The organism is Pseudovibrio axinellae (genome assembly GCF_900110875.1).
Classification (GTDB): Bacteria; Pseudomonadota; Alphaproteobacteria; order Rhizobiales; family Stappiaceae; genus Pseudovibrio; species Pseudovibrio axinellae.
Genome location: NZ_FOFM01000002.1, coordinates 58,044 through 74,169, shown reverse-complemented (window position 1 = coordinate 74,169; position 16,126 = coordinate 58,044). Strand labels below are relative to the sequence as shown.

Below are 16,126 nucleotides of genomic sequence, written 5' to 3'. Positions count from 1 at the left end.
CTGGGTCTTCTGTCAAGGCTTTGCGACACAAATGTGGGTGTTTGAATCGCTCCAAACAAGAAGAACTGGGGTCAGAAGCGCAAATTTTATCGCGAAGCGGTTTTTTTGCGCAAACCTGACGATTGCGGCATGTTGAGTTCAGCCGCCTCCAAAACCAGAGTTCCCGTAGCTGTTGGAATAGACACTCGATAAGGGATCAGGATGCGAGAATTTCCGATTGGCGCCAACCAGGTCTCGATCTCGGAATTATTGGCCAGGTACCGCACTGCTCTTCGTTCTGGGCGGTGACCTGCGATTGGCTCCCAACGTGCAGTGCAAACCACAACAGGGCCATCGTAGCCTTTGCCGGAGACTTCTCGCACTTCTTTGAACTTCATATTGATATTAAACCGCGCCCACCCATCGTAGATTGGCAATTTGCGGTCACATACTGAGGGGTCAAGCACCTTAGAACGAGAGGGCGCGCGAACAATCGCTGCACTCAACGGGTCCATTGCATTCAGCTTGTGCTTACCTACGACCTTAATACGCGTTTTGGACGGTTTATATTGGGGGGTGACCTGTGTTGTGCGGACGTGGCCGGAACCTTGATCCAGATTGACGTAAAAGTCTCTATTGGATGCGCGAGAGGCCATGGTGTAGGTGCTGGGAAGGACGCGTGAGCCTTTTAGCCAGCCAGTCGCCTGCGCTCCACCTTTACCTGTGGAGAAGAGGGTTCCGATACCGGCAGGTTCCATACCAACTTTCGCTGAATAGGCATTGTCGCGCAGGATGAGCGAGAAGGAGCCTTTCCCCACAGTGAAGCCAGCATAAGAAATGTTGTAGATCCCACCAAGACGCTCTGTTTTCCCCAGAGCGGCTGTGGATAGTGTGCCAAAAGAGAGGGCTGCGATGGCTATTACACTGGATTTTCCGAGGAAATCGGAAATCTTTGAAAAGGATACTCGCACGATACTGTACCTCCGCAGCCGCAGACTTTCGCGCCTGACAGCTTGAGAACTCAGGAAACTGAACAAAAAAATCAAAGTCGTTGAAACATGAACGTACATAAACAAGGTAACACGGTGGTTAAGAGATGTGCGTTTGTTACAGTTTTGATTGAAATATGCGGTTCGAGATGGCAAATAGAGCGCAAAGCCTTGACGAAATCTGCTGTACTCATTATAGCAAGCCAACTTTTCCGTACAGGGCCGGAAGTGGTACCGCCGGATTTTCATGTCCGCGACCTGCCGGTTTTAACAGAATGCGCCCAAAAATGAGGGCGCCTACAATTATAAAGGGTGACCCTCATGGCACGCCGCTGCGAACTTACCGGTAAAGACGTGATGACCGGCAATAACGTGTCTCACGCAAAAAACAGGAGCCGTCGTCGGTTCTTGCCAAACCTCTGCAATGTTTCCCTGATGAGCGATACTCTCGGCGAAACCTACAAGCTGCGCATCTCTGCACACGCACTGCGTTCTGTTGAGCACCGTGGTGGTTTGGACGCATTCTTGATGAAAGCTGCAGAAGCAGAGCTTTCTCCAAAAGCGCGTTTGCTGAAGACCGAAATCAAGCGTCGTCAGGCTGCTGCTTAATCTCATCGTTCTTGAGAGGGATTGAGCGTGACTAAGTCGATCAATGCCAAAGCACTCGCGATTGCCATCATGGCGATGACTGCGGTGGTTGCGGCATCGAACTACCTCGTTCAATTCCCTGTTCAGGGAACGCTCGGGGCTGTTAACTTGGCAGACCTGCTTACTTGGGGCGCGTTTACCTATCCGGTCGCGTTTCTTGTAACTGATTTGATTAACCGACAGTTTGGCCCTGCTGCTGCGCGCAAAGTCGTGTTTGCAGGCTTTTCTGTTGCAGTTGTCGTGTCTATCGTTCTTGCGACACCGCGTATTGCTATAGCCTCAGGAAGCGCATTCCTGATTGCTCAGTTGCTTGATGTAACTGTGTTTGACCGTCTTCGTGATGGTCATTGGTGGAAGGCACCCGTTGTTTCTTCTACCCTTGGTACAGCGCTCGATACCGCATTGTTCTTTAGCCTCGCGTTTGCTGCACAGTTGGCGTTTTTGGGTCATCATGACGCATTCGCGGTAGAGGTCGCACCTTTGTTTGGTGTATTTGCGATGGAAGTTCCTCGTTGGGTTTCCTGGGCAATTGGTGACTTCGGCGTGAAGATCCTCGTTGCAATGAGCATGCTTGTTCCTTACCGCATCGCGTTGGGAGTAATCGGCACGGTACCGGCACCGCAACGCGGATAGGCTGTCAAAAAATAAGAATTCTAAAGGCATCGATATTATTTCGGTGCCTTTTTTGTTGGGCTCAATTCGGTTTTGGAGTTGGTGCCGGGACTATTTTCATGTCTTTGGGGGCGAGATTGAAGGGTTCCCTGAATGGCTGATTGTCCGTCAAGACAAAGCGCAGAAGAACAGTGCGCTGCAAGAATGACTTGTTGTCATCAGACATGAGGGACAGGATAGTCTCTCCATAAGCATTCATATGTATGCTTAGCGCTTCCATATTATCTATCTGATAACTGAAGTCAGCGGTCAGCAGCTGCTTTCCTGTATGCAGGTGACCTGAGCGCAGGTTAGAGCCATCAAGCTGCCTGATGCGCATTCCAAGGCCTTCTGAGAAGTTGAAGAGACGCTCAAGTATGAGCAGGTCACCGTTTGGTAGAAATGCTGCGTCGGTAACGTCGTAGTTACCTTGCTTTTCGATCCAGAACTTCCCTGGTGTTGGCCCACCAATTATCCAGGCTGGTCTGTTGTGTTTTAGAGTTCTGCCGCGCTCGGCGATTGTAATGATTGCGCCGGAAAGAGGGGAGCTTGGCGGGGCAACGGCTACTGACTCAAGACTCTTGTTCTTAGCTAAGCCCCTTATCTCTTTTGGAATTAGCAGGTGCTTTGCGCGCTCTTCTCCAGTTTGAAGGTGGAGCGGATAGCTCATGATGCCACCCTTGCCTTCATGACTGACGAAAATGCGTGGGTTGTTTGCTGCGCCACCGATGCTCAGGCCTTCTGTGTCAGCCCTGTGGGTGCGTTTAAGGTTTCTGCCCTGACTATCCAGCAAATTTGCTGTTTCCGCGCCTAGGAGCTTTAGAGGCTTACCGCGTGCGGCTTGGGAGAGTTGGGCTCTGAGCCAGTGGCCTCGATCTGATACTGCGATGAGGTCGCTGCCATTGTTTAGGGTCACAAGCCCGGAATACCCGCCGAAACGATTGCTTGAGCTGCTCAGCTCCAAGCCACCCAGAAACAGAAGGGAGCCGTATTGTTCGGATGGCCGTCCTGAGAATTTGAAATATTTGATTTCTTTCGAGCGAATTTTTATCGCCTGAAAACCACGCTGTTGAGCTAGGGCTTTCTGGAAGAACATGGGAGCAGCAACTGACGCTGTTGCAGTAGCTGCTGCTCCTGAAAGGAAGGCTCGACGTGTTAACTTCATCGGCGTCCGTGACGTTTGCCGTATTCCTGACTGCTTTTTTCGTCAAACAAGTCAGCAAGCTGGTCGGTCATTGCACCAGCCAGTTCCTCTGCATCCACAATTGTAACGGCTCGACTGTAGTAGCGCGTTACATCGTGTCCGATACCGATGGCGATCAGCTCCACAGGAGATCTGTTTTCGATCTCTGCAATTACGTTACGCAGGTGCTTTTCCAGGTAGTTACCAGGGTTTACTGAAAGCGTGCAGTCATCCACTGGCGCACCATCAGAAATCATCATCAGGATGCGGCGGCGCTCTGGACGTCCAAGCAGTCGCTTGTGAGCCCAGTCCAATGCTTCTCCGTCGATATTTTCTTTCAGCAGGCCTTCGCGCATCATCAAGCCAAGATTACGCTTGGCTCTGCGCCAAGGAGCATCTGCTGATTTATAGATGATGTGGCGCAGATCATTCAGGCGGCCCGGTGTAGCCGGTTTACCTTCCTTGAGCCAAGCTTCGCGGGATTGTCCGCCCTTCCACGCTTTCGTGGTAAAGCCAAGGATCTCGACCTTCACACCGCACCGTTCCAGCGTTCGTGCGAGAATATCTGCACATGTTGCAGCAACGGTGATTGGACGACCGCGCATGGAACCTGAGTTATCGATGACCAGAGTTACCACTGTATCGCGGAACTCGGTGTCGTTTTCCCATTTAAACGCAAGCGGTTGCAGTGGATCGATGACCACGCGATGGAGGCGGGCACTATCAATGATGCCTTCTTCCAGATCAAAATCCCACGACCGGTTCTGTTGTGCCATGAGTTTTCGCTGCAAGCGGTTTGCAAGACGGGAGACTGCTCCGGAAAGAGATGCAAGCTGCTTGTCCAGAAAACCGCGAAGACGGTCGAGCTCTTCCTGATCGCACAGGTCCTCTGCTGCAATGATCTCGTCGAAAGCCTGCGTGAAAACGCGGTATTCGTCAGCAGGTGGGTGGTTGCTAAAGGGATGGTCCCGACGATCTTGTTCTCCCGGTTCCTCAGCCTGATCGGACATGTCCTCTTCGGAGATATCCTGCATCTCGCTGTTGACACCTTCGGTTTCGCCAGTTTCCTGCTCTTCGCCGGAAAGCTCCATGTCCTCAGGAGCACCTTCTTGCTCGCCCTGATCCTCCTGCATATCGCCGGAGTTGTCTGAACGATCATCCTGATCCTGCTGGTTCTCTTCGCTCTCGTCGTCGTCCTCTGGGTCATCGCCCAGCTCGTCGGCCATATCGAGAGAGGTGAGAACATCTCGCATCTGTTTGGAGAACGCGACCTGATCATCCATACGGGTGACAAGCTTGTTCAGCTCGTGGTCCGCTTTCTCTTCAATGAACGATTTCCATAGATCTACCAGTCGTTTAGCACTTTGAGGAATTTCCCGGCCCGTTAGGCGTTCGCGCACCAGCAAAGCGATCGCGTCTTGCAGCGGCGCTTCATCCTTGGTGGAAACCTCTGAGAAATTGCCTTTGAAGTACCGATCTTCCAACATGGCGTCGATGTTATCGCCAGCACCGGGCATACGAATTGCACCAAGTGCTTCCACTCGGGCCTGTTCCACTGCGTTAAAGATGGAACGCGCATTCTCACCCTGCGGGATGTGCTTTGAATGAACTGCCGGGTCATGACAGGCGAAGCGAAGAGCCATGGAATCACCCAGTCCACGGGTGACTGCGACTTCTTCCTTTGTCATCGTGCGAGAAGGTTCCGGCAGGCGTATGCGCCCGCTGGTCATTCCCGGTTTATCCGGCGAAAAGACAACCTCCAGCTCAGGTTCACCCGCGATGGCTCTAACAGTAGAGCCCATCGCTTGCTTAAATGGCTGGCTGGCAGGTTTGTTCTTGACTGAGGAGTTACTGGTGCCTGCCATAAAACTCCCCTTAACTCATGACAATGTTTGCCGCTGATTCAGGAAGGTCTTCCCCGAAACAACGCTGGTAGAACTCAGAGACCAGCGCCTGCTCAGTATCATCACACTTGTTCAAGAAGGTCAGGCGGAACGCAAAGCCGATGTCACCAAAGATTGCGGTGTTTTCTGACCAAGTGATGACGGTACGAGGGCTCATCACAGTAGAGAGTTCACCGTTGATGAATGCGCTACGGGTCATGTCTGCAACGCGGACCATCTTGGAAACGATGGATCGACCTTCTGCACCGTTGTAATGCGGAGATTTGGCGAGAACGATCTCTACTTCATTGTCATGAGGCAAGTAGTTTAGCGTCGTTACAATTGACCAACGGTCCATCTGACCCTGGTTGATCTGCTGTGTTCCGTGGTAGAGGCCGGACGTATCACCAAGGCCGACCGTGTTTGCTGTTGCAAACAGGCGGAACGCTGGGTGTGGATTGATGACGCGGTTCTGATCAAGGAGTGTCAGGCGCCCGGAAACTTCGAGAACACGCTGAATAACGAACATCACATCAGGACGACCGGCATCGTATTCATCGAAAACAAGAGCGACGTTATTTTGCAGCGCCCAAGGAAGGATGCCGTCCTTGAACTCTGTCACGGTATGACCGTCTTTTACGACAATAGCGTCTTTACCGACGAGGTCGATACGAGAGATGTGGCTATCGAGGTTAACGCGCACACAAGGCCAGTTAAGGCGGGCAGCGACCTGTTCGATATGAGTTGATTTACCTGTACCATGGTAACCAGAAACCATCACACGACGGTTTTTCGCAAAACCTGCAAGGATTGCTAAAGTGGTTGGGCGATCAAAGAGGTAGTCTGGATCAATTTCAGGAACATGCTCGTTCGGCTCTGCAAACGCCTGCACTTCCATCTTGCTATCAATTCCAAAAGTATCGCGTACAGAAATTGTTTCGGTCGGCAGGGATTGAGCGGTCTGTATCGTGTCTATCATTTTTCCTCCGCGGCCCCACGTCGAAATCGGGGTAATGAAAGTCTAGAAACTCAAAAGAGAACTGGATATGGGCGATAGGTAGAACCTAGCAGTATCCTGACTTCTTGAGCACGTTGTAGGCCTGAATAATTTCGCGCAGGCGGTCTTCCGAAGAGCGGTCGCCACCATTTGCATCTGGGTGATGAATTTTTACCAGCTCTTTATAACGGGTTTTCACCTCGGCGCCACGGGCAGTTACTCGAAGGTTCAATGTTTCAAATGACCTTTTCTCAAGTGCCAGCACTTTGCGTTGTGGTTCTTGAGGTTGACTGCGGCCACCAGCTGCTCCTGCGAAGAAGTTATGCGGGTCGTTGATGCCTTCTCCGTCGGTCTTTGCGCTGCCGTCGGTGCTTGCGCTGGAAGCATCGGCTTTGGAGTTGACGCCCATTTTCCAGGTGGGGCGATGTCCGGTCATGCTGTCGCGCTGATAGCTGCGAACCGAGTCATCATCCATACCAGAAAAGTAATTATATGATTTGTTATAGGCTTTTACGTGGTCCACGCAAAAATGAAAGTACTGGCCTTCCCGATCGCGACCTTTCGGTGCTTTATGGGTGCCAGGCTGATCGCAGCCTTCCCATTCGCACTTTGGGCCTTTTTGGCTTGTGGTGCGTTCTTTGCCGGGTTTTACGCGAATACTGTCGAAAATGGAGGAAGTTTGCTTCATTTTTCGGTTTTCAGTTGCCTTGCGATTGGGTTAGCACCTGCTAAAGAGCAGGTAGCCGATATAAATAGAAAAAAGTGACCCCGTTAGGCAAGGCCTAGACGTCGCTTTCCTTCGTGAGAGATACAGAAAACATGAGCACAAGAGACATCATGATTACCAAACTGGAAGCGGCGTTCAACCCGCAGCTTCTTGAAGTCACCGACGAATCCGAGAACCACCGTGGTCATGGCGGCTGGCGTGAGGGTGGAGAAACCCATTTTCGGATTACGATCATATCCACAGCCTTTGAGGGTATGTCTCGCGTTGCTATGCATCGTGCAGTGAACGATTGTGTAGCAGATGAAATCGCTGGAGGCATTCACGCGCTCGCTATTTCTGCTAAGTCTCACTAACTCTATGTGACTCAGTTAGCCGGAGAAATCAATGCGGCAATTGCTTAGCGCGTTGTGGTTGTTCGTCTTTCACGCGTTTGCGTTGTTTTGTGCGCGGATTTGAAGGTTTTGCGATAGATTTGCGTTTTATATGCGTGTGTAAAAAAGATATGGGCCCCGTGGGGCCCATGTTTATTTCGCGGTCTTTTGAGTATCCTGAAGCGGGGTTAGCGCCATCATACGCAAGCGTGTGATGCGGTTCTTCTCGCGGCTGAGGACGGTGAAGCGGAAGCCGTGGAAGGTAAAGATCTGACGCTCTTCTGGAATCATTTTGGCTTCATGAATGACGAGACCAGCAATGGTGGTTGCTTCGTCATCAGGCAAATTCCAGTCGCTCGCTCTGTTCAGGTCGCGAATCGGGACTGAGCCTTCCACGATGACTGAACCGTCTGCCTGTGGTTTGAGACCAGGCAGTTCGATATCGTGCTCGTCCGCAATCTCGCCAACGATCTCTTCCAGAATATCTTCCAAAGTGACAAGACCCATCACTTCACCGTACTCGTCGACGACAAGGGCGAAGTGGGCTTTGCGTTTAAGGAACGCGTTAAGCTGGTTCTGCAAGCTGGTGGTGTCCGGCACGAACCAGAGCGGGCTCATGACCTTCTCCAGCTCGAACTTCTCCATATCGCCTTTGATGGTTGCGATGGCGCGCAGTACGTCTTTGGCGTGGAGCATTCCAACCATGTTGTCGGGGTCGTCGCGCCAGAGCGGAATACGTGTGAACGGGTTTGACAAAACCTCTTCCACCAACTTTGCTGGCGGCAGGTCTGCATTCAGCGCGAAAAGCTTAGTTCGGTGAACCATCACGTCGGATACTTCGAGCTCTGCCAAGTCCAGCAGGCCGCCTATCCGGTCCTTGTCTGCTTTAACAAGGCCACCTTCTTTGTGTTGTAGGTCCAGTGTGCCGCGCAGCTCGTCATGGGCAGAGAGAACCGCTGCCGACTCGTCAATCTTAAGGCCAAAAATACGTAGTACAAGGCGGACGATGACTTCAATCGCAGCAACAACCGGGCTGAACACAATCACGAGAACCCGTACAATCGGGGCAACGTTAAGCGCGAATTTATCTGCGTTGGCTATTGCCCAGGTTTTCGGCAGGACCTCAGAAAAGATGAGAACCAACAAGGTCATGACCAGCGTTGCATAAGCTACGCCAACCTCGCCAAAGTTCCGCAGGAAAAGTGAGGTCGCGAGGGCTGATGCCAGAATGTTGACCAGATTGTTGCCCAGCAATAGGGCGCCAATCAGGCGCTCGCGGTATTCGATCAGCCTGGCAACGATGATAGCTCTTTTGTTGCCGGACTTCTCCAACGCATGCATGCGGGCTCGTGATGCGGCCGTCAGGGCCGTTTCTGACCCGGAAAAAAAGCCCGAAAGCACGAGCAATAGCAGGATGGCGACAATGGAAACCCAGAGAGGGATGTCCGTCATTTGCCAAGTTTCTCCTCAAGAAATGCGCGAAGGGGTTCCGCGTTTACAGTTTTATCGACATAGGAAGTGCCAATGCCTTTTGTAAGGACAAAAGTGAGCTGACCACGACTTACTTTCTTGTCCTGGGCAATCAGGTCCATAAAAGTGCCAATTGGTGGCAGCTGGCCTGGGATCTGGTCGACCCGTGTTGGCAGGCCAACGGTTTTCAAGTGCTCAATAACCCGTTTTGTATCTTCTGGAGGACACAGACCCATTTGCTCTGAAAACTCATGGGCGAGCACCATGCCGATAGAAACACCTTCGCCATGGACCAGGCGTTCTGTCTCATACGCGACAGCGCCTTCCAGGGAGTGTCCAAAGGTGTGACCAAGGTTTAGTAGGGCGCGGTTGCCGGATTCAAACTCATCAGCTGCAACAACGGCTGCTTTGGCGCGGCAGGAGTGAGCGATCGCTTCTTCACGCTCTGGTCCACCAGAGAAGATACCTTCCCAGTTTTGCTCCAGCCAATAAAAGAAGTCCGGGTCATTGATCAGGCCGTATTTAGCAACTTCAGCGTAGCCTGAGCGGAAATCGCGTGGGCTGAGTGTGTCCAGAACGGACGTATCTGCCAATACGAGTGCGGGTTGGTTGAATACGCCCAGAAGGTTTTTGCCATGCCGGGAATTGATGCCAGTTTTACCGCCAACCGAGCTGTCCACCTGTGCAAGCAAGGTGGTTGGAATTTGCACGAACTTCATGCCACGACGGACAACGCCAGCGACGAAACCTGACAGATCGCCGACGACACCGCCGCCGAGTGCAACAACAGCATCACCGCGCTCTAAGCGCAGGGCGAGAATGTCATCACATAAACGCTCAAATATTTCAAAACGTTTGGTCTGTTCACCTGATGGTACGATGAGCGTATTGAATTCTACGCCCGAAGCTTTGAAGCTGTCTTCGAGTGTTTTTAAATGAAATTTTGCGACGGCTTCATCAGTGATGATGACTGTTTTAGAGCCAGGAAGACGGGCAGAGATTTCTTCTCCTGCGCGTTTAATCAGGTTACGGCCGATAATGATTGGATAGCTACGGTCGCCCAAGTCTACGTTAACAAGGGTCGCTTTACTCTCTTCGATCACTTTTTATCCTCTTGCTCGTCTGGAGCCTTCTTCGCAAGTGGCGGAAGTCCATCCTCCAACGCGTTCAGGATTTCTTCCATAACCGCTTCGTGTGTCACATCATGTGACCAGATTGTCATGTCAGCTTCTTCATAGATCGGGTAGCGCTCATCCATCAGCTTTTTCATGGTTGCTTCTGGATCCGCTGTTTGCAGCAAGGGGCGGGTAGGGCGCTTGCGCACGCGAGCCATGATGACGGGCAGTTCCGCCTTCATCCAGACAGATACACCCTTTTCTTTAATACCGGACCGGGTCTCGTCGTTGATGAAAGCGCCTCCGCCTGTTGCCAGTACCTGAGGACCTGCATCCAGAAGGCGGGCGATAACGCGCTTTTCGCCCTGCCGGAAATAGCTTTCTCCATGCTCTGCGAAGATCTCTGAGATGGAACGATCCGCAGCTTTTTCAATCTCTGAATCTGCATCAATAAAGTTGAGAGCGAGATATTGTGCCAAACGGCGGCCAACGGTGGATTTGCCACAGCCCATAATGCCAACAAGCACAATCGGTTTATTGCCAAGGCGTTCTAAAATATTCTGTTGTCGTTGACGTTTTTTGTCTGACTTTGTGTCGTTTGCAGTCACGCCACGCCCTCGCCGATTCATCTACTCATACTTACGCTTTGACATTATCACACCGCGTTCTGTCAAGATGCTAGAGTAAGTGTGTTGGATAGGATTTAACGCCTATTTTTTAATAGAACCGTTAGGTCGCTCTATTTGGAGGCTTTCCCTTCTGCAAAATAAGTGCTTCCTGACGGGTGTCAGGAGGTCCAGCCTGTTGTTGAACAGGTTGTCGCATCTTTATGGCCTACTGGGTTGTGAGCGTAAAAACATGCTTGGACAAACAGCCTATCTACCTTCCGTTTGGCTTCTTGGACCAATATGTCAGTTGCTTGGAAGTTGTAGGGAAAGGAAATCTCGCTCACCGCACCAATGGCTTTTCGTCGATGGGGGGATAGGCGATGCTTGCGTTTAGTTTGGGAGGTTTTTTCAGGCAAGTCTCTGATTTTAAAGCGTTGATGAGGCGGGCCTGTAATACTTCGCGAAAGAATTCTTTGTGGGCTATTAAAAATGCAATTTCAAAAATTGCGTGAGTCTTTGGCTTGAACCTGCACAATGAAACGGTCTATTTTTGATTTTGAAGTATAAAGATGTGCCCGAGCATTTGGGTGTGATCTAGGATACATACGGGAGCATCCGGTTCTGCCATGCCGACTTTGACGCGATTGCTGTCTATTATTGGATTAATTGTTACCGGTGTTGTGCTGAGCATGTATCTGCTCGTCAGTTACATTGAGCCGGAGCCACGTGAGATAATTGTAGAAATTCAAACCGAAGGCTTCGAATAGGCTTTTTATGCGCCGAGTTTTTGAGACAGAACGCTTTTTTGAAATGTTGAGCGTTGAACGTGTGAGCGCGTTTAATACGCTGGAAAGCTACCGAACCGACCTTGAAGACTTTGATAGCTTTCTCTCCACGCAGGGCGTTGATCTGATTGCTGTGCAGGTGAGTGATGTGCGGGCTTACCTGTCTGATCTGACGGATCGAGGGTTTGCCGCATCGTCTCAGGCACGCCGTCTGTCTGCGTTGAGGCAGTTCTATCAGTTCTGTTATGCTGAGGATATCCGCGAAGACGATCCGACGCGCACTGTCGCATCTCCGCGCAAAGCCTCCAATTTGCCTGGGGTTTTAAGCGAGGAAGAGGTGGACCGGCTGATTGGAAAGGCCGAGGAGTTAGCAGCTATCACGCATGATAGTGATGCAAAACAGATTAGGGCAGCGCGTATCTACACATTGCTAGAGGTGCTGTATGCCACGGGCCTGCGTGTTTCAGAGCTTGTGTCTTTGCCAGTATCCGCTGCTATCCGTGATAGCCGCTTGATTACCGTAAAAGGGAAAGGTGCAAAGGAACGTGCTGTTCCGCTGTCACTGCGTTCTCAAACTGCGATGATTGAATATGTGCGGCTCAGGGCCGCTGTGGGTGCATATGCTGACAGTGTCTGGCTGTTTCCCTCTCACGGAGAGAGCGGCCACTTTACGCGCCAAGCGTTTGGCCGAGACTTGAAAGTACTGGCTGTTGAAGCCGGGATTGATCGTAACAAAGTTTCCCCGCACGTACTGCGTCATGCGTTTGCCTCTCACCTGTTACAAAACGGCGCTGATTTACGTGTTGTCCAGCAATTGCTTGGGCACGCGGATATCTCAACCACGCAGATTTACACGCATGTATTGGAAGAGCGCTTGCAACAACTGGTGCAAGACCATCACCCGCTTGCGTGAGGTGGGCTAGGCTGGTCCACCTTGGTTTGTATGGCAACCCAAACTTGAAACTGAGGAGCCTGTAACTACGTAAAACCAATGGTTTTGGTTATAGGTGGTTTATGGAAATTAATTTAGTCCAAGACAGTGTTGACTTTAACGCCTGCATAGAGCTGCGGCGCCGGATCTTCATTGATGAGCAAGGTGTTCCTTTAGATGTAGAGCAAGACGGACAAGACCAAACTTGTATTCACGTCATTGCAAAACAAGGTGGAGTTGCAGTCGGGACCGCGCGTTTCCAATACATTGGTGACTCTGCCAAAATCCAACGAGTGTGTGTACCGAAAGAGTTTCGCGGAAAGCACATTGGAGCGGAGATCATCAAGTACATTGTTCAACATGTGAGGGATGAGGGAAGGGCCCAATGCGTTCGCCTTGGTGCGCAGGTGCATGCTCTCGGTTTTTACGAGAAGCTTGGCTTCAGGCGATATGGCTCTGACTACATCGAAGCCAATATTGTGCATACAAACATGGAGATTAATGTGGCGCTTTAACGCTGAAGTGCAAACGCAGGTGTAGCGTTGGCAGAGAGCGTTTTAAATTTTTAGGGAGATGAGTGGTGCCCCCGGCCAGACTCGAACTGGCACTTCCGAAGAAATCGGATTTTGAATCCGACGCGTCTACCAGTTCCGCCACGGGGGCAACGGTTGGTAAGGGCGGAATATATCGAGATGGGGTGGCACGTCAATAATTTGATTCAGCTAACCACAGTAATTGTGGACACTTAAGCGGATTGCTGGTGGTTTACTGAGGGTCTGCAGGCGCTGAAAACGATTATATTTACGGGGATAAGAAGCGACAGGTTGCTTTTGTTGCCATAATAGCATGATTGCTGTTGTGGTTTGCGGTAGCAGTCCGGTGCAAGGTTTGTGCGAGATATTGCCGTAAATTAGAACGAGCCAAATTCTTCGTATGTGAGTTGTTGTCTGTTTGGAGCATGTGAGGTTTATGCTGCGTCGCCTTTATGATTGGACCCTTTCCCTGTCCGCAGGTCCACGTGCGCCACATGCGCTGGGAATTGTCGCGTTTGTAGAAAGCTCCGTCTTTCCATTGCCGCCGGATCTGCTTCTCATTCCTATGTGTGTGTGTAAACGTCAGCGCGCCTGGTTTTATGCAGCGCTCTGCACTGTGGCTTCTGTGCTGGGCGGTCTGCTGGGATACCTCATTGGTGCCCTGTTGTTTGAAGAGGTCGCAAAGCCCATTCTAACGCTTTATGGCTACATGGATAGGTTTGAGCAGTTTTCCCAGATCTTCGATGATTGGGGCTGGTGGTTTGTCTTCATCGCTGGTTTGACGCCATTTCCCTACAAAGTAATTACTATTGCGAGTGGCGTTTTTGCACTGAATGTTCCAGTGTTCATCGCGGCGAGCATTGTCTCCCGAGGCATCCGTTTCTTTGTGGTAGCCGGTCTTGTGTATATGTTTGGCCCGACCATTCGGGATTTCATCGAAAAACGACTGGGACTGGTGTTTACCGCTTTTGTGGTGTTGCTGATTGGCGGCTTTGCTCTGATTAAGTTTCTGTAAAACTACGGCTCTCGCGAGAGAGTGAAGCAGTGGTTTTATATTTTGATATCGTGCGTACTTATGCAACACAGAGTGCTTGAGGAATACGCAAGAGAGGTTAACTGGAAATGGTAGGACGCATCTTCGCGCTGCTTCTGAAAGACCCGCTCACTTCCGGTGCAGCGCTTGTAACACTGGGCAGCCTTACGGCTATCAGTATGGCATGGGGATTTGAGATATTCGGTGGCTTTAAGCCCTGTCCGTTGTGCTTGCTTCAACGCAATCCGTATTACGCGGGCGTCGCGCTTGGTCTGCTGGCGCTAGGCTTTGCGCAAACCGAGAAGTTGCGCTGGGTTGCTGTTCTGGCAATGCTGGCGGCGGCTGGCGGCTTCCTATATGGCGGCGGCGTTGGTTTCTATCAGGCGGGTGCTGAGTGGGAGCTTTGGTTGGGACCGAATGACTGTGCTGCTGGTGGCAGTATGGAGCTGGGCTCGGCGGCCAACATGTTGCAGAGCCTTGCAACGACCAAGGTGGTTAGCTGCTCTGTGGCGCAGTTCCGCCTCTTCGGCCTGTCCTTTGCTGGCCTGAATGTAATCTACTCCACTGCAATGGTCTTCGTAACACTGTGTGGTGTGGTGCTGCGTCGCCAGAAGTAGACTGTATTTTGCAATCTGACATGAAAAAAGCCCGAAGCTCTTCACAGCTCCGGGCTTTTTTGTATTTGGTGAGGTCAGCTTAGACTTAGCTTTCTTCTTTGTTGTGGCGCTCGATGCTCTCTACGATGAGACGCTGCGCTTCCTCGATGCCGTGAATGCCGGTGATTTTCACCCACTTGTTTGGCTCAAGGTCTTTGTAGTGTTCAAAGAAGTGCTCGATCTGCTTGATGGTGATTTCAGGCAGGTCTTCGATTGTTTTGACTGACTCATAGCGGCGTGTCAGTTTGTTGCTTGGCACTGCGATGATTTTCTCGTCCTGACCGGACTCATCTTCCATCACCAGAACACCAATCGGGCGGCAGCTCATGACAGCGCCTGGAACGACTGGACGCTGGTTTACTACAACCACGTCGATTGGGTCACCATCACCGCAAAGGGTGTGTGGTACGAAGCCGTAGTTACCTGGGTAACGCATAGGCGTGTATAGGAAGCGATCGACGTACATTGCGCCGGATTCTTTTTCCATTTCGTATTTGATCGGCTCACCGCCAACTGGAACTTCAATGATGACATTGATGTCCTCTGGTGGGTTCTTACCAACGGGAATACGATCGATACGCATTTATGTAAACTCCAATTTCATTTTGGTGCTTGTATTACAGGGGCATCAGCGTCTTGCAAGATATATTTCGCCTGAGCGCCTTGCGCATTTAGTTCAAGCGCTCCCTCATGGATAAATCTGGGAAAAGTGGGTGCTTCATGTTGAAGAAATTTGAGACCTTCATTGCTGCAATTATCGGAATTTTTGCTTGTAATGTCGCGCTGGCTGAGAGCGTTTATTCCACCTTGGATTTGAGTGAAACCTGTGAGGTGCAAAATACCTACGACGAGATAGGGGGCTCTGCCTCTTGGGTCTGTCAGGGGTATGGTGGTGTCCCTGTTTATGTGGCGGAAGGGGATTTACGGTTTTTTGTCAGCTTTGGCGAGGTGGCGGAGAGCGAGCCTGCTGCTGGGCAAACGTTAGGCCCATGGAACCGGCTTGGCCCTACCATTGAGTGGGTGTTGGAAGAGGGGATCCCTGTTGCAACGATTTTGCGGTGGTATACGGACATTCCAGCGGATATCGCTGGGGAGGACAAGGCAGATGCTGACGGGGTCTACCACGGTGAGGTGCTTGTCATCACGCAGTTAGGCAAGGGGCGGACGTGCCATATTGGTTATGTGGACGCGCGTTCCAACAAAAACCCTAATAAGCTGGCGCGTGATGCTGCCGGATTATTGGCGGGCATTTGGGATTGTACCACTTCGCCAAAACTGCTTGGAGGCGGCGGTCTCTCGCTTGGTCTGACAGATTAAGAATAGGGGGAGGCCTCAGCGTTAAGTTGCATGGAAGCGGTTCGGTTCTATATCAGCGCTCTGATGAAGCGGTCAAATGGGGGGAGGGGTGAGAATACTCCACCTAAGCTCCATAGAACCGAACCAGCTTGGGCAACAACGCTAATCTGGCTTGGCTTCATGGCTGCCCAATGACGCAATTGGGGCGAAACCAAGAAACTAATGTGACAATTTTAACGTGTGCTCGGAAATCTCAGGGGGCGTTTTGTTG

At 51.3% G+C, this 16,126-nt stretch carries 17 protein-coding genes and 1 tRNA gene; 8 read left to right on the top strand and 10 right to left on the bottom strand.

What is annotated here, in order from left to right; translation table 11 throughout:
• Positions 1–86 precede the first annotated feature (86 nt).
• Entirely contained in the window at positions 87–950 is an 864-nt protein-coding gene (locus BMZ51_RS05220) for a DUF3108 domain-containing protein (RefSeq protein ID WP_082825665.1), read from the bottom strand.
• Between the two features lie 339 nt (positions 951–1,289).
• Here BMZ51_RS05220 and rpmB point away from each other — a divergent pair, with 339 nt between their 5' ends.
• The gene (gene rpmB, locus BMZ51_RS05215) at positions 1,290–1,577 is read left to right on the top strand and encodes a 50S ribosomal protein L28 (RefSeq protein WP_068007810.1); all 288 of its coding nucleotides are present in this window, start codon (positions 1,290–1,292) and stop codon (positions 1,575–1,577) included.
• Between the two features lie 69 nt (positions 1,578–1,646).
• Positions 1,647–2,249, top strand: a complete 603-nt coding sequence (locus BMZ51_RS05210) for a queuosine precursor transporter (protein ID WP_068007969.1) — start codon at positions 1,647–1,649, stop codon at positions 2,247–2,249.
• Between the two features lie 61 nt (positions 2,250–2,310).
• Here the strand turns inward: BMZ51_RS05210 and BMZ51_RS05205 are convergent, their stop codons facing one another.
• From BMZ51_RS05205 to BMZ51_RS05190, 4 genes are all read right to left on the bottom strand, one after another.
• Positions 2,311–3,432 (bottom strand): esterase-like activity of phytase family protein, encoded by a 1,122-nt coding sequence (locus tag BMZ51_RS05205; protein ID WP_068007807.1) that lies wholly within the window; start codon positions 3,430–3,432, stop codon positions 2,311–2,313.
• A complete protein-coding gene (gene cobT, locus BMZ51_RS05200; protein ID WP_074881848.1) occupies positions 3,429–5,315 on the bottom strand; it encodes a cobaltochelatase subunit CobT in 1,887 nt (628 codons plus the stop codon). The genes BMZ51_RS05205 and cobT overlap by 4 nt, the downstream gene beginning before the upstream one ends.
• Positions 5,316–5,325: 10 nt before the next feature.
• A complete protein-coding gene (cobS, locus tag BMZ51_RS05195) occupies positions 5,326–6,312 on the bottom strand; it encodes a cobaltochelatase subunit CobS (protein WP_068008120.1) in 987 nt (328 codons plus the stop codon).
• 85 nt (positions 6,313–6,397) lie between these two features.
• Positions 6,398–7,018 carry a J domain-containing protein gene (locus BMZ51_RS05190; protein WP_068008117.1) on the bottom strand — a complete coding sequence of 207 codons (621 nt, stop codon included), beginning with the start codon at positions 7,016–7,018 and terminating at the stop codon, positions 6,398–6,400.
• Between the two features lie 131 nt (positions 7,019–7,149).
• Here BMZ51_RS05190 and BMZ51_RS05185 point away from each other — a divergent pair, with 131 nt between their 5' ends.
• The gene (locus BMZ51_RS05185) at positions 7,150–7,410 is read left to right on the top strand and encodes a BolA family protein (protein WP_068008114.1); all 261 of its coding nucleotides are present in this window, start codon (positions 7,150–7,152) and stop codon (positions 7,408–7,410) included.
• 171 nt (positions 7,411–7,581) lie between these two features.
• On the opposite strand, the gene BMZ51_RS05180 is transcribed toward BMZ51_RS05185, so the two are convergent.
• Genes BMZ51_RS05180 through BMZ51_RS05170 form a run of 3 tightly spaced genes read right to left on the bottom strand, consistent with a single transcriptional unit; the run spans position 7,582 to position 10,621 of the window.
• Complete coding sequence (locus BMZ51_RS05180) at positions 7,582–8,880, bottom strand: HlyC/CorC family transporter (protein ID WP_068008111.1); 1,299 nt, start codon at positions 8,878–8,880, stop codon at positions 7,582–7,584.
• Entirely contained in the window at positions 8,877–10,001 is a 1,125-nt protein-coding gene (gene aroB / locus BMZ51_RS05175; RefSeq protein ID WP_068008108.1) for a 3-dehydroquinate synthase, read from the bottom strand. Before aroB ends, BMZ51_RS05180 begins: the two co-directional genes overlap by 4 nt.
• Positions 9,998–10,621 (bottom strand): shikimate kinase, encoded by a 624-nt coding sequence (locus BMZ51_RS05170; RefSeq protein ID WP_068008138.1) that lies wholly within the window; start codon positions 10,619–10,621, stop codon positions 9,998–10,000. Before BMZ51_RS05170 ends, aroB begins: the two co-directional genes overlap by 4 nt.
• Before the next feature lie 774 nt (positions 10,622–11,395).
• On the opposite strand from BMZ51_RS05170, the gene BMZ51_RS05165 reads away from it, so the two are divergent.
• Together BMZ51_RS05165 and BMZ51_RS05160 are read left to right on the top strand one after the other, a co-directional pair.
• A complete protein-coding gene (locus tag BMZ51_RS05165; RefSeq protein WP_068008105.1) occupies positions 11,396–12,319 on the top strand; it encodes a site-specific tyrosine recombinase XerD in 924 nt (307 codons plus the stop codon).
• Between the two features lie 101 nt (positions 12,320–12,420).
• Positions 12,421–12,852, top strand: a complete 432-nt coding sequence (locus tag BMZ51_RS05160; protein ID WP_068008103.1) for a GNAT family N-acetyltransferase — start codon at positions 12,421–12,423, stop codon at positions 12,850–12,852.
• A gap of 63 nt (positions 12,853–12,915) precedes the next feature.
• Here BMZ51_RS05160 and BMZ51_RS05155 read toward each other — a convergent pair.
• Positions 12,916–13,000 (bottom strand) — tRNA-Leu (locus tag BMZ51_RS05155).
• 306 nt (positions 13,001–13,306) lie between these two features.
• Between BMZ51_RS05155 and BMZ51_RS05150 the strand changes: the two genes are divergently transcribed.
• Positions 13,307–13,885 carry a YqaA family protein gene (locus tag BMZ51_RS05150; protein ID WP_068008100.1) on the top strand — a complete coding sequence of 193 codons (579 nt, stop codon included), beginning with the start codon at positions 13,307–13,309 and terminating at the stop codon, positions 13,883–13,885.
• A 107-nt stretch (positions 13,886–13,992) separates the two neighbouring features.
• Positions 13,993–14,520 carry a disulfide bond formation protein B gene (locus BMZ51_RS05145; RefSeq protein ID WP_068008098.1) on the top strand — a complete coding sequence of 176 codons (528 nt, stop codon included), beginning with the start codon at positions 13,993–13,995 and terminating at the stop codon, positions 14,518–14,520.
• A gap of 85 nt (positions 14,521–14,605) precedes the next feature.
• Here the strand turns inward: BMZ51_RS05145 and ppa are convergent, their stop codons facing one another.
• Positions 14,606–15,142: an inorganic diphosphatase gene (gene ppa, locus BMZ51_RS05140; RefSeq protein ID WP_068008094.1), complete on the bottom strand. Its 537-nt coding sequence runs from the start codon at positions 15,140–15,142 to the stop codon at positions 14,606–14,608.
• 137 nt (positions 15,143–15,279) lie between these two features.
• On the opposite strand from ppa, the gene BMZ51_RS05135 reads away from it, so the two are divergent.
• A complete protein-coding gene (locus BMZ51_RS05135) occupies positions 15,280–15,876 on the top strand; it encodes a hypothetical protein (RefSeq protein WP_068008135.1) in 597 nt (198 codons plus the stop codon).
• Positions 15,877–16,126: the final 250 nt, after the last annotated feature.